Raw genomic sequence first — 13,444 nt, 5'->3', positions numbered from 1 at the left:
TCATGAGAATATCCTCCAGGGAGTCGGGCATGCCCTACACCGAGAAACACGGTCTGTTACATCAAAACCGGAAAAATGGCGCACCCGGAACGATTCGAACGTCCGACCCCCAGATTCGTAGCGCAATTTTGGGTTGTTTCGATCGATTTCGATTGGTTGCGAGGCGCTCGCCTTATCGACTGTATACATTGATCTTTTGCTCCTTTTATGCTCCTTTAGGTTTCATGGCGTTTTCTTCGAGCAACCGTCAGTTGGGACCCGGGGTCCCGGGTTTTTGACGAAAATCGCCCTGCGAAAGTTTTTTGTACAGGGGGTTTGGGACCCGGCTGGGACCCGGAAAAGGGAAGAATCTGATGCCGCAGAATCTGACAGCGCGCTTCGTCGAGACAGTCAAACCGAAGGCCGGTGAACGCACCACAATTTCCGACTCCGTTGTTGAGGGGCTCGAACTCCGGCTGGGGACGAACGGGTCCAAGACCTGGTCGCTGCGCTACCGGACGAAGAGCGGAAAACGAAGCAGGCTGTCGCTTGGCAGGTACCCCGCCCTCTCTCTGGCAGAGGCCCGTGACCGCGCCATCCAGGCCCTTGCTGCCGCCGTCAGCGGCGCCGATCCGGCCAAGGAAAAGAAGATCGAGAAGATCGAGGCCATCGCCGCCGATCGGTCGGTCCAGGACCTCGCCGATGCCTTCTTTGCCTCGCCCGAAGCTGCCCAGCGGACAAAGCAGACCAATATCATGGAGTCCGGGGTCTGGCGAAACCATCTCGCCCCGAAACTTGCAAAGCGCCCCCTGCACGGGCTCACCCGCGGGGAAGTGCGCGCCTGCGTCCGGGAGGTCGCACAGCGCTCGGGCAACCGGACCGCCAATTATGCCCAGGCCGTGCTCCGGCGGATCTACAATTTCGGGATCCGGGAGGAATGGGTGGAGATCAATCCAGCCCATTTCCCACGGCTCTACCCGCACAAGTCCCGCGACCGCGTCTTCAGTGAAGCGGAAATCCGCCTCCTCTGGGAAACATGGTCGGCGGCCAGGGTCGGTGCGAGGCTGGGCGTGTCCGAACCCATCGCGATTGCGCTCCAGCTTTGCCTGACAACCCTTCAGCGGGCGGGCGAAGTGATCGGCATGCACACGGATGAACTCGACTGGACCACCCGGTCCTGGGTGATTGCCTCGGAACGGTCGAAAAATCGCCGGGCCCATCATGTCCCCCTCTCCCCGCTCAGCCAGCAGCTCATCCGGCGCACCCTTGCGCTCGCAACGGCAACAGAGGTACCGGGCGACATCGACGCGCCCCTCCCCCGACTCGTCGCCAATTACCGGGGACCGGTATTCCCCGCGATCCATGGCAACGGACCCGTGGACCGGCACGTGGTTACGCGCGCCATGAGCCGCATCCGCGAGAAACTTGGAATCGTCAATGGCACCGCGCACGACTTGCGGCGCACGGGCGCGAGCATGATGGCGTCAGAGCGCTGCGGTGTGCGGGGCGAGGTCATCGCCCGCATTCTCAACCACACCCCGCTCGGTTCGCCGGTCACTCAGATTTATAACCGGTATGACTATGCTGCGGAAAAGCGCGCGGCGCTTGAGCTGTGGGGAGAAACCTTACTGAAGATCACAAGACCAGAACAATTGAAGTAGCACGGGACCAACATCGCCATCAGTCTGGTGGCACCACACAGATCGCGTTAACAGCACCCCTCCGAAGGCAATGGCCAGAGGTTCAGATCTTCTTGGGGGTGCATTTATCATCAATGACTTACGAGTTGTGTTGCGTTTTCCTAAACGGCCTCAGTCGGCGCCGTTTTGCTGCAAACAAATAAAGCCGCGCACACGACCCACGGACTCTGGCGGAATATCCAGCTCGAACTCGCCTGTCCAATTTCATGAGACTTTTGCACTCTATGCAGTACACGGAGTTTCTTCTTTCATTGAAATCAGAGAGCTTGCACTACGTCCGCGCCCTCGCGATCGCATCAGCGGCCATTTGGTCGGCGACGACATCTGCTGGCAGACCGTACTGCCGGGATCGAGTGAGGACCTCTACCGTCCGATCAAATATCCGCTCGATATCAGCATGAACCCGTTCCTCAGAATTCGTGCCGAAGTATTCGGCAGCGACCATGATGATGCCGCCGGCATTTACCAGATAGTCGGGTGCGTAAGTGATCTGGCGGTCAAACAGCATACGGCCCGCTGCAGAGGAGAGGAGCTGATTGTTTGCGCCGCCTACGACTGCCCTCGCGCGCAGCTTTGGGACCACGTCCTCTGACAGAACGCCGCCCAGAGCGCACGGGGCAACAATATCTGCATCGGAAAGAAGGACCGTCTCCACATCGGTGCGCTCTGCGTGGTATTCGTCGCAGATACGTTCGACGCGCTCTGTGTCGACATCAGCAACAATCAGGCTGGCACCGCGTTCTGCGAGCTCTCGACAGAGATTCCCCCCAACCCCACCGAGACCCTGAACTGCGATACGCAGACCCTCAAGCGCAGGAGCGTCCAGTCTGTGCAGAGCCACAGCTTCCATCGCCATGCGAACACCCTTGGCCGTATAGGGTGAGGGATCACCACCGGCGCCGCCCTCTCCCGACAGTCCGGACACGTACTTTGTGCGAGACGCCACCACCTTCATGTCGCCGACTGTCACCCCGACATCCTCAGCCGTCACATATCGGCCGCCCAGTCTGTCTACTGCGTCGCCGAGGGCCTCGAAGACAGCCAGCCGCGCATCAGCAGGGACTGGCCCGAGGACAACCGCCTTTCCACCCCCCATCTTCAGACCAGCCAGGGCATTCTTGTAAGACATTCCACGAGACAGCCTCAGCGCATCGACAAGTGCCGCCCGCGGATCCTTGTAGCTCCATAACCGGCACCCTCCTCCGGCAGGCCCCAGCGAAGTAGAGTGAAGGGCTACGATTGCCCGCAAGCCGGAATGGGTGTCCTGCACATGCAGAACCTGCTCATGACCGTCATAGCTGACATTATCGAACATTGATCAACCTCAAGGTATTCATCAGAGCTGCCGCTCAGGCACCGGGAACAGTTCGGGCGGAGCGATCTCGCGAGCGCTCCGAAGTCCCGGCAGGACGAGGATCTTTGCGAGGACTCGCTCAACCCGAGGGCAAGGCTCCGCCGCCAGCAAAACCATGCAGCTGTCGTCAATCTCATTCCGGTACAACGAAAACTGCTCCGGAAGCTGATTAATCGCCGCGAACAGTTCAAGGACTTTTGCCGGCGCAAAGACATCGCGCTCAAAAAGATACTCAAACCACACCCGCCTTCGCTGGTCAGTTGGCTCCATGAGGCCCGAAATTTTCGCCATGACCGCAACCACAATGCCTGAACTCGGCGCAATGTGTACACAAAGAGGGGTGAATAATCCTTGCAAATAATGCGCATATTGCGGTATATTTGCAATTTGCATTCGAGCTTCCTTCAAAAGGCGCAATAATCTTGAGTACTACAATTGACCGGTTGGACCGCCGGATTCTCGAAGAGCTGCAGGAAGATGCGAGCATCTCTGCCACGGCCCTTGGCGAAAAGGTGGGGCTGTCGCAAACGGCCTGCTGGCGACGCGTCCAGCGCCTGGAGGAGGAGGGGGTGATCAGAAAACGGGTCGCACTTGTCGACGCCAAAGCTGTGGGGTGCGAAACGATCATCCTGGCCCATGTCAAACTGAACGCGCATGGGCGCTCCGATCTGGATGGATTTGCCGAACGCATCCGCAGGATTCCCAACGTTCTTGAATGCTTCGTAGTGCTCGGAGAGCATGATTTCTTCTTGAAGATCGCCGTCAAGGACATCTTCGCTTATGAAAAACTGTTCTTCGAAAAACTTTCGTCGCTGAGCGGGGTCGCTGAGGTCCGCAGTTCTGTTGCCCTCTCTCAGATCAAGAACGACACTGCTCTGCCAATCCTCGAGACCACCGCCCTGGCCTGACAGCTCAAAGGAAGATGCAGCAAGGGTGACCGCCTTGCACAATTGCGAAAGCTGAGCTCCCCAATCTGGTCAGGAAGGGGACTTGCTTCAGTCACCTACAAAGCTCACCGAGCGTGCCCCCCTCCCCGACGCCGGATCCGGGAAGTACTGACCTGCACTACGAGCACCACTTCCGGACGAAGCGCCCGGAGGGCGAGATGGGGATCGATGCAGCTCTCTCTTATGTTCCGATGCTTGAAGCCGTCTCGTCCGTGAAGCGTTGATGACAATGGGAACCTGCCGCGTAAACACACGGAAACCTTGCACCAGGCGCCCTTACGGTCGGCTCTGAACCCGCCTGCACAGTGACATGAGGGCGAGACCGTTTGAAACGTCAGTCTCCTCTGGAAGAAAGGCCTGCCGGGGCAGTCTGAACGACAACTCCGACTGCCCGGTTTTCAGACCGGGCTTGGTGAGATGCCGATCACCGGCGCACTTGCCAGGACACTCAGGAAGGCGCGAACCGCCGAAGTCGGATAAGAGCTCTTTCGAAGAGCGTACCCGAACTCTAGCGGATCAAAGATATCAACGCTGAGCGTCGCAAAGCTTTTGGTGAAGCTTCTGGTTTGGGCGTGCGCGTTGCTAACGATGCCAATGGCATCGGAGTTGCGCACGATGTCGGCGACAATGGGGAAGTAATCAATTACATGCAGGCTGCGGCTTCGGTCTCCGGACACATGAGGAAAGAAGTCCTGCAGTCTGTCTGCATGCAGACTTTTCCTGTCTGGCGAAATGAGGGCGTAGCTCAAAAGATCAGTTTCAGTAACTTCTGATCGTGCCAGAAGCGAATGGCCTTTTCGGACAAAGAGACTCGCAAAGAGGTGGCCGATAGACTCAAAATCCAGATCGTCCTGTGCGTCCAGGGAGCTTTTCGGACCGATCAGAACATCAAGATCGCCGCGCCTGAGATCAAGTAAGCCTCGGTCAACCGACAGGGCATCCAGATGGACCCGCAGAGATCTGTTTCTGTCAATGAGGTTTCGAACGGGACGATTGAAGAGTCCCTGAATCGATGCCGGCGACAGGCCTATCCGTATAAGTCGTTCATTTGTTTCCCTCGTGATGCGCGCATCGGTCACGAGCTGATCCAGATCAGACAGAATACGCGCCGCGCGGTCGAGGAATTCGCGGCCGGCTGCAGTTGCTACCGTTTCACGCGCTTTGCGAATAAACAGCGCGTATCCAAGGTCACGCTCTACGTCGGCCACATGTTTGGTCACTGCCGACTGAGAAATATTCAGTCGCCAGGCCGCCCGGCTGAACGACCCCTCTCGGTCCACAGCGACAATAAATCTGAGTTTGGAAGGATTCATCTGACATCTCAATTATGAATAATAAGAGAGTATTATTCATTTGAGTGATTTTCAATCAAGGCCCAGGGTCGCTGCGATTGCGGAGCGGCTGGACATGAAGAAATCTGGGCAGGACGTTGTCATGGCAGGCGTGGGGATGGTTCCTTTCACGAAACCAGGCACCTCAGGAACTTATGACCTGTTTGGCGCAATCGCAGCCTCGGCCGCACTCGCAGATGCCGGCCTGAGTTACGATGAAATCGAGATCGCCTATGCAGGCTATGTCTATGGAGACTCAACGTCCGGGCAAAAAGCTGTCTACCGTCTTGGCATGACGGGCATTCCGGTCATCAATGTCAATAACAACTGCTCGACCGGTTCAACTGCGCTCTTCCTTGCCCGACAGGCAGTTGCCAGTGGCGCCGCTGACTGCGTGCTCGCGGTCGGGTTTGAGCAAATGGCTGCAGGCGCAATAGGCGACATTTATTCGGACCGCCCCAGCCCCTTTGCGGAGTTCGAAATCAAAGCCAAAGATCTGGTCGGCGCAATAGAGATCCCGCCGGCACTGCGCTACTTCGGGGGCGCCGGAAAAAGCCATATGGAGAAGTATGGCTCTACGCTCAGAGACTTTGCCGAGGTGCGCGCGAAGGCAAGTCGCCATGGGGCGCGTAACCCGATGGCGCTGTTCCGGTCAGAAATCACAGCAGACGATGTTCTTGCCTCACCCACGCTCTGGCCCGGGGTGCTGACACGGCTGATGGCATGCCCCCCGACCTGTGGCGGCGCTGCCGCAGTGGTCTGCTCGGCTTCATTTGCAAGAAAACGCGGCCTCGACACTTCGATCCGGATCATTGCCCAGTCAATGCGGACTGACACACCCAGTACGTTCGACGCCTGCGATATGATGCAGCTGGTGGGTTATGAGATGACCTCAGCAGCCGGGCGGCAGGTTTACGAAGAGGCTGGCATCGGCCCGCAGGATGTCGATGTAATCGAGTTGCATGACTGTTTCGCCCAGAACGAACTCATTACCTATGAAGGCCTCGGCCTCTGCAGCGAAGGAGGCGCGCCGGAATTCATCGCCAATGCCGACAACACATATGGCGGAAAGTTTGTGACCAATCCATCCGGGGGGCTGCTGTCTAAAGGACACCCGCTTGGTGCGACCGGGCTGGCGCAGAGCTTTGAGCTTGTCCAACAGCTTCGGGGTACTGCCGGAGCAAGACAGGTTGAAGGTGCCCGAACAGCACTCCAGCACAATCTCGGACTAGGCGGCGCATGTGTCGTCACACTCTATCAGCGGAACTGACGAATGATTGATCGTGAAAAAATCGGACAGATCTCGGAGGCGATAAGAGTTGAAGTCGAAGCAGGTCAGCTTCGCTTCTTCGCCAAAGCAACGGGCGAGAGGAATCCGGTTTACACTGACGAAAACGCTGCACAGGCGGCCGGTTGTGAAAGCCTCCCTGCCCCGCCGACATTTGCGTTCACTCTCAGTATGGCGCGCCCGGATCCGCTCAGTCGCTTTACCGATCTGGGTATTCCGCTTGCCCGCCTGCTCCACGGAGAACAGAGCTTCGATTACTCCGGGCCGATCCTGGCAGGCGATGTCATTACACTGCAGGACCGCATCGTCGACGTCTATCAGAAACAGGGCGGCGCACTGGAGTTCATCATAACGGAAACAACCGGAACAAATCAGCGCGGCGAGACGGTCGTACGTATGACAGAGACAGCGGTTGTCCGTCATGGAAAGCAATGAGAAGGAAATGACCATGCGCCTGCGCAGTCTGAAAGTGGGAGATACACTGCCTCCGCTTGCGAAGCCCCCGATTGACAGAACAACACTCGCCTTGTTCGCAGGCGCATCCAACGATCACAATCCGGTTCATATCGATATCGATTTTGCCAGGAACGCTGGCATGGATGACGTGTTCGCGCATGGTATGCTTGTTATGGCGTATCTCGGTCAGCTGCTGACAAACTTCGCCCCGCAAGATGCTCTCAGGCGTTTTGCCGTACGCTTCGGCGCGATTACCCATCTGGGCGATGAAATCACCTGTGAGGGCGAGGTCGAAGAGTTGCTTGCATATCACGGTGAACCCTGTGTCCGACTAGGGATAAGGGCCCGGAATCAACTAGGTGAAATCAAGCTCTCCGGTGAGGCAGTCTTCGCCCTGCCGGCAGCGGCATGAGTTGCGGTCTGCTGGCTGGAGCCCGGCAGGATAGCCGAGGCATATGGCGCTGCGTGACCTCACTGAGGGCATTTTCGAACGGACACACGCGTTCCTGGCGAACAGAGCGCGCCAGACTCACTGCGCCGGACAGAAAGTCTGAAAGGGAACGGAATGTCAGATAACCAGATTGATTTTACTGACCGCGTTGTGGTGGTCACCGGGGGCGGCAACGGACTCGGAAAATGTTACGCGATGGAATTCGCGAAACGCGGCGCGAAAGTTGTCGTCAATGATCTTGGCGGCACAGGAACCGGGGCCGGTGCCGATCAGATCGTCGCACAGAAGGTGGTCTCTGAGATTCAGGCCATGGGGGGAACAGCTGTCGCAAACAGCGACTCGGTGCTGGAAGGCGACAAGGTCGTGCAAACAGCGCTTGACGCTTTCGGGAGGGTCGATGCTGTTGTGAACAATGCCGGTTTCCTGCGTGACGGAAGCTTCCACAAGATGACTGAGGCAGACTGGGATCTCGTTCTCAAGGTTCACCTCTACGGGTCTTTTGCGGTTACGCGGGCTGCATGGCCCTACATGCGCGATCAAGGCTTCGGCCGTGTCGTCATGACCGCCTCCGGCGCCGGCATATATGGCAATTTCGGACAAGCGAATTACGCCGCGGCCAAACTGGGATTGCATGGTCTGGCACAGACACTTGCCCATGAGGGACGTGCAAAGGGAATACTGGTCAACACGATTGCGCCCGTGGCGGCTTCGCGGCTGACCAGCACAGTTATGCCCCCGGAAGTACTTGAGGGCCTGAAACCGGAATATGTCAGTCCGCTTGTGCTTCTGCTGTGCAGCGAGAACCATACAGAGACAGGCCAGCTGTTTGAGGTTGGGGGCGGATGGATTGCCCGCATACGCTGGCAGCAGTCGAACGGCGCGCGGTTCGATTCTGACGAGGGATTCAGCGCCGAAGAACTTTCGGCCCGCTGGGACGAAGTTCAGAATTTCGATTCTGCGCAAACCCCCTCCGACATAAGCTCAACACTGCAAGCCGTCGGCGAAAACATCGGAGTCAAGATCGGCGTCGCTCCGCAATAAGTAGATGATAAGTCGCAAACGCATTCGGGTTGCTTGGGGCCGGCGTACCCCGCACCACACCTCGATAATGCGAGCCAGACGCTCCCCCGTATGAGCAATTCTGGATCAATGTCTGGGAACTCGGAATTTTTTGTGCGACGATCAACCTATGGCGCGCAAGAAAACAGATCCATCAGCCCCACCTGTCCAGAAGGCCATCATGGAATCCGCGATGTCCCTGTTTGGTGAGACAGGCTTCGAAACCACGAGTCTGAAGGCTATCGCCGAACGCGCCGGGCTGACCAGCGCTGCCATCTACTATCACTACGAAAACAAACAGGACATTCTGTTCAAGGGGCTGCTGGAAGCCATCACGGACCTGCTGACAGAGTGCACACCTGCTATGGACCTGATCCCTCAGGATCCTGCGCTGGCTTTGCAGGACTTTGTCCGTCGCCATCTGATGTTCCAGTTCTCGGAGCGCCACGGGATTCAGCGAACATATGCCGCGCTGGTTTATAACCTGCGGGAGCGTAAACGACTGCTGTCCTCCGAACGGCGCGCGCAGCTCGCAGATCTCGAAAACAGGCACCTCGACAATCTTCGCCGGATCATTCTGGCCGGTATTGAGAAAGGCTGCTTTGCGCCCGAGTCCGTTACCGTCTCAGCGTTCAGCATCATCGCGCAGTGCGAACATGCCATCTACTGGATGAGCCCGAAAGGCGAAGCTTCCATAGAGCAACTCGGTGATATGCTCGGGATCATCAGCCTCCGCATCGTAAATTATTCAGGTCAGCAGGACTGAGACGCCAAGGTCGCTGCGACGATATCCGTGACAGGACCAAAACCGACCTGGCTCCGCCTTCCCCCGATGCAGGCGCGCCGGGCATTGGGTGCCCCCCCTTGTGGCGACACAAGACCGGACACTCGCACGATACGGCACAGATATGTCCTCCAATCACCGGAGCACTTCATCTGCGTTCAGTATGGCAGGCCCTCCGGGCCCGGCTGGTTGGCTCGCCATGCCCTGTGACAGGAAAGCCATATCGACAACAGAAAGTTGGCAGAACGGCCAAACGGCTCCTTGTTTCGGCACATGAAGTAATTTATCGTTCAGTTAATTAAATTGGGACTCGGCGGGGTGCTGAGATCCTGACGCCTGAAATCGCTGCGGAGGAAACGCCATGTCAAACTTATCCCCATACGCTCGCGGCTTAGTACGAGCCGCGTCCATTCTTGCTCTTGCAACAGGGTTTGCGACGGCGCCCGCTGTCGCCCAGGACGCTGCCGAAACAGGCCGTCCCGCAACCGACGAAACTGAAGTGCGTCAGGACACGATTATCGTCACTGCGCGAAAGCGAGATGAAGATATCCTCGATGTTCCTGTTGCGATAACCGCATTGAGCGGCGCAGAACTCGAAGCTTTGGGGATCGTAGATGTTGAAGGGCTCTATGGGCGCGCTCCATCGATCTATTTCTCTCAGAACAACACGCGCTCGCCGCAGAAAAACCAGACATTCCTCGTCATGAGGGGGATCGGCGCCAATCCGACAACCGAGCCGTCCGTGGGCGTCTTTATCGATGGAGTCTATCAGCCCAGCGCAAGTTTTGATGCAGGATTTCTCGACGTCGAGCGGGTCGAGCTCCTGCGCGGCCCGCAGGGTTCCCTCTTTGGACGGAATACCCAGGGAGGCGCCCTGAATATTGTCACGCGGGCGCCATCGGACACATTTGAGGCCCGCGTTTCCGCTGAGGTCGACACACTGACATCTTTCAAAGGTATCGGATCGGTTTCCGGACCGCTGGGAGAAAGGGCCTCGGTGCGCGCCTCTGTGATGTCTTCCACAACCGAAGGATTTTATGAAGATCCGGCGACCGGAGACCCGTTTGACAAAATGGACGTGCTGGCGGGGCGCCTGGCGTTCAATGTGAGACTTTCAGATCGCATTGACGTCACCGTTACGGCTGACGCGACCTCAAAAGAGGGCATCGATGCGGGATCCGGCGTACGGGGGGACCAGCCTGCCAACAGCTTCAACGTCTTTGAAGGCGGCGGAGATTACAAGGAGGACGTGTCCGGACTCGCTCTGACAGTGAATGCGGACCTGACTGACAATGTTACGCTGACGTCCATCAGCGGCTATCGCGAGTCTCTTGTCGATACCGATTTCGACCTGGATGGCGGCTTGTTCGGCAACAACCGGCAGGGCCTCAGGCTGGACCAGAATGTCCTGTCGCAGGAGTTCCGGCTCGCCGGTGCTTCTGAGGGCGGTAAGTTCAACTGGCTGGTCGGGACCTACTTTTTCAGGGAAGAGGATGAAAGCCTGCTCGCATCTCAGCTGCTGGATCCTACCGTTCCGGCCCTCGGCGGATTTGACCTCATCATCGACCTTGCCTCCAGCCTGAAGAAAGAGGGATTTGCGCTGTTCGGGCAAGGAACATGGACAGGCTATGACGGTTTTCTTGAAGTAACGGGCGGACTTCGCTGGTCGGACGAGACGGTGGACGGATCACGCGCAGGCATCATCATCGTGCCCTCCTTCGGTGACTTCGTGCTTGCGGAGGCGCAGGATGAGAACTCGGTCAACTTCAGCACGTTTCTGCCCAGCCTGCAGGTCACGTCACACTGGACTGAAAACATCATGACCTATGTCAACGTGTCGAAGGGCTTCAAAACAGGCGGATTCGACCGATTTACCGGAACGGGCAGCCCCTACACGCCGCTCGAGCCGGAAACAACCTGGAATTATGAAGTCGGCTCAAAAGGCACGCTCGGCAATGGCGCGCTCACCTATGCTGCTGCGCTTTACCATATCAGAATACAGGATATGCAGTTGCCCACCCTGATTACGAGCCCGACGACGGGGCTTCCGGCTACTGTAATCGCGAATGCAGGAGACGGCATCTCTCAGGGTGCAGAGCTTGAGGTGAGCTGGCGTGTCAGCAATGCACTGAGTCTGTCGGGAAACATTGCATTTACGGACACCGAATTTGATGACTTCCAGGCCGCCGACCCCGTCTCCGGTGCAGCCGCCGGAACCATCGACCTGTCCGGCACTGGCTTCCCCAGCGTGCCGGAGGTGACGTATGGTTTCAGCGCCAACTATACGCGCCCCCTGACCGAGACGATCGATGGGTTCAGTTCCTTCAGCTACCGCTATGTGGGCGATTACTTTTCGGGTCTCGGGACGGGTGGTGATCCGCGTTTCGATTATGACGGATACGGCGTTGCGGACCTGGAGCTTGGCATAGAAACCGACCGATACAGGCTCAGCATGTTCGCGCGCAACCTCACTGATAAGTATGCGGTGATCAACACCTACGATGCGGGACTCGGGCTCAGCGGACCTATTGAGGAGTTCTCGCGGGTGATTCAGCCACGCACCTACGGCATACGCCTGAGCGCTTCCTACTGAGCGGCATCAGACCGACAGCAGGCCGGAGCATACATCTCTCCCTCTCCGGCCTGCTGATCGGTCACTTGGACTGGGACTAATGGGACAGGGATTCGATGGCCGTATCCGACAGCAGTTCACGCGTGAGTCTGAAGGTCGGCGCGGCATTCGCCCTGCCTAGCTTTACATTCTACATCATGAACGGTCCGATCGTTGGAATCCTGCCTGTGCTCTACGCCAAGGAGCGCGGGCTTGACCTTGCGGCCATCGGAACGGCGATGCTGATCGCGCGGATGCTGGATGCGATCACCGATCCTGCAATCGGGCTGGCATCGGACCGCACCCGCACGCGCTGGGGCAGCCGCAAGCCATACATGATGGTCGGTGCGCTCCTCACGGCGATTGGGATCCGTTTCCTCTTCGCCCCCCCGGAAGGGGTCGATATCGTCTACTTTTTCATTGTCTACACACTCATGTTCCTGACATGGACAATGATCGAAATTCCTCATTCCGCGTGGATTTCGGAGCTTACACGCAATTACGACGAGCGCTCAAAGATCGTAACCTATCGAACTATAGCGGCCTACTGCGGGGCTCTGCTCGTTGTTCTTGTGCCGCTCCTTCCGATCTTCGAATCGACTGCCATGAGCCTTCAGGTCATGGACTTCATCGGCTGGTTCCTTCTGGTGATGGTTCCGCTGACAATGGTCATTACGCTCTGGATCGTCCCGCGCGGCGATGATCGGCCACAGACCCGGCCAGAGCCGGTCGGCAACATCCTGAGCGCGTTGCGCTTGAACAAGCCCTTCTGGTTCTTTCTGGCCGCGTTTACCCTGTGTCACTTCGCGGTGGGCGTCGCCCAAGGGCTCTTCTTCCTTTATCTGGACAGTTATCTTGGCATCGGGGAAATGATCTCTGCCGTTTATGTGCCATCGCTGATTGTCTCGATCCTGACGATGCCGCTCTGGCTGAAAGTGATGGTACGAGTTGGCAAGCGGACGGCCTGGGTTATCGGCATGCTTGGCCTCATCGCATTGAGTCCCCTCTTTCTCCTGCTCCCGTCCGGTGAGCAATCCTTCTGGCCCTACCTGTTCCTGGATATCGCCTACACTCTGTTTTACAGCATTTGCCTCATCGCCCCGATCGCAATGCTTGCCGATATCGTAGACTACGATATTTTCCGATCAGGCGGTAACCGGGCTGGTCAGTACAATGCCTTCCAGACACTGGTACTGAAGGCCATTCGCGCGATTGGCTCGTCGCTCGCCCTCATCGTCATCGGACTTGCCGGGTTCAATGTTGCTGCTTCCCAGCAAACGGCTGACGCACTTCTCGGACTTAAGGTTACCATCGCAATCGTGCCCGCCATTCTTCTGACAGGCGCCGTCCTGATTATGCTCAGATATCCGCTGACGGCGCGAAAGCATCAGATCTTGCGGCGCTGGCTGGAACGCAGGGATGTTCGCCTGTCGAACGATGAAGGCAAGGGCGCGCGGATCAATGGTTAGGAAGAGCAGCGCAAC

General features: G+C 57.7%; 12 protein-coding genes. 9 read left to right on the top strand and 3 right to left on the bottom strand.

Annotated elements, in window-relative coordinates; translation table 11 throughout:
* Positions 1 to 353: 353 nt before the first annotated feature.
* Positions 354 to 1,640: a tyrosine-type recombinase/integrase gene (locus ACK4SV_RS13170; protein ID WP_409918298.1), complete on the top strand. Its 1,287-nt coding sequence runs from the start codon at positions 354 to 356 to the stop codon at positions 1,638 to 1,640.
* A gap of 310 nt (positions 1,641 to 1,950) precedes the next feature.
* Here the strand turns inward: ACK4SV_RS13170 and ACK4SV_RS13165 are convergent, their stop codons facing one another.
* Together ACK4SV_RS13165 and ACK4SV_RS13160 are read right to left on the bottom strand one after the other, a co-directional pair.
* A complete protein-coding gene (locus ACK4SV_RS13165) occupies positions 1,951 to 2,994 on the bottom strand; it encodes a Glu/Leu/Phe/Val dehydrogenase dimerization domain-containing protein (RefSeq protein ID WP_409918297.1) in 1,044 nt (347 codons plus the stop codon).
* A gap of 21 nt (positions 2,995 to 3,015) precedes the next feature.
* Positions 3,016 to 3,426: a hypothetical protein gene (locus tag ACK4SV_RS13160; RefSeq protein ID WP_409918296.1), complete on the bottom strand. Its 411-nt coding sequence runs from the start codon at positions 3,424 to 3,426 to the stop codon at positions 3,016 to 3,018.
* A 29-nt stretch (positions 3,427 to 3,455) separates the two neighbouring features.
* Between ACK4SV_RS13160 and ACK4SV_RS13155 the strand changes: the two genes are divergently transcribed.
* The gene (locus tag ACK4SV_RS13155; protein ID WP_409918295.1) at positions 3,456 to 3,941 is read left to right on the top strand and encodes an Lrp/AsnC family transcriptional regulator; all 486 of its coding nucleotides are present in this window, start codon (positions 3,456 to 3,458) and stop codon (positions 3,939 to 3,941) included.
* Positions 3,942 to 4,378: 437 nt separating this feature from the next.
* Here the strand turns inward: ACK4SV_RS13155 and ACK4SV_RS13150 are convergent, their stop codons facing one another.
* Positions 4,379 to 5,293 carry a LysR family transcriptional regulator gene (locus ACK4SV_RS13150; RefSeq protein WP_409918294.1) on the bottom strand — a complete coding sequence of 305 codons (915 nt, stop codon included), beginning with the start codon at positions 5,291 to 5,293 and terminating at the stop codon, positions 4,379 to 4,381.
* Positions 5,294 to 5,387: 94 nt separating this feature from the next.
* Between ACK4SV_RS13150 and ACK4SV_RS13145 the strand changes: the two genes are divergently transcribed.
* From ACK4SV_RS13145 to ACK4SV_RS13115, 7 genes are all read left to right on the top strand, one after another.
* Positions 5,388 to 6,581 carry a lipid-transfer protein gene (locus ACK4SV_RS13145; protein ID WP_409918293.1) on the top strand — a complete coding sequence of 398 codons (1,194 nt, stop codon included), beginning with the start codon at positions 5,388 to 5,390 and terminating at the stop codon, positions 6,579 to 6,581.
* 3 nt (positions 6,582 to 6,584) lie between these two features.
* Positions 6,585 to 7,034, top strand: a complete 450-nt coding sequence (locus ACK4SV_RS13140; protein WP_409918292.1) for a MaoC family dehydratase N-terminal domain-containing protein — start codon at positions 6,585 to 6,587, stop codon at positions 7,032 to 7,034.
* Between the two features lie 7 nt (positions 7,035 to 7,041).
* The gene (locus tag ACK4SV_RS13135) at positions 7,042 to 7,467 is read left to right on the top strand and encodes a MaoC family dehydratase (RefSeq protein ID WP_409918291.1); all 426 of its coding nucleotides are present in this window, start codon (positions 7,042 to 7,044) and stop codon (positions 7,465 to 7,467) included.
* 153 nt (positions 7,468 to 7,620) lie between these two features.
* Positions 7,621 to 8,547 carry an SDR family oxidoreductase gene (locus ACK4SV_RS13130; protein ID WP_409918290.1) on the top strand — a complete coding sequence of 309 codons (927 nt, stop codon included), beginning with the start codon at positions 7,621 to 7,623 and terminating at the stop codon, positions 8,545 to 8,547.
* A 199-nt stretch (positions 8,548 to 8,746) separates the two neighbouring features.
* Entirely contained in the window at positions 8,747 to 9,331 is a 585-nt protein-coding gene (locus ACK4SV_RS13125) for a TetR/AcrR family transcriptional regulator (protein ID WP_409918289.1), read from the top strand.
* A gap of 379 nt (positions 9,332 to 9,710) precedes the next feature.
* On the top strand, positions 9,711 to 11,942 hold the full coding sequence (locus tag ACK4SV_RS13120; RefSeq protein ID WP_409918288.1) for a TonB-dependent receptor: 2,232 nt from the start codon (positions 9,711 to 9,713) through the stop codon (positions 11,940 to 11,942).
* Positions 11,943 to 12,037: 95 nt separating this feature from the next.
* Positions 12,038 to 13,429: an MFS transporter gene (locus ACK4SV_RS13115; protein ID WP_409918287.1), complete on the top strand. Its 1,392-nt coding sequence runs from the start codon at positions 12,038 to 12,040 to the stop codon at positions 13,427 to 13,429.
* Positions 13,430 to 13,444: the final 15 nt, after the last annotated feature.

Source organism: Hyphomonas sp. (assembly GCF_046313735.1).
Classification (GTDB): domain Bacteria; phylum Pseudomonadota; class Alphaproteobacteria; order Caulobacterales; family Hyphomonadaceae; genus Hyphomonas.
Note: the sequence above shows the minus strand (reverse complement) of the source record. Positions and strands in the feature narration are given on the sequence as shown.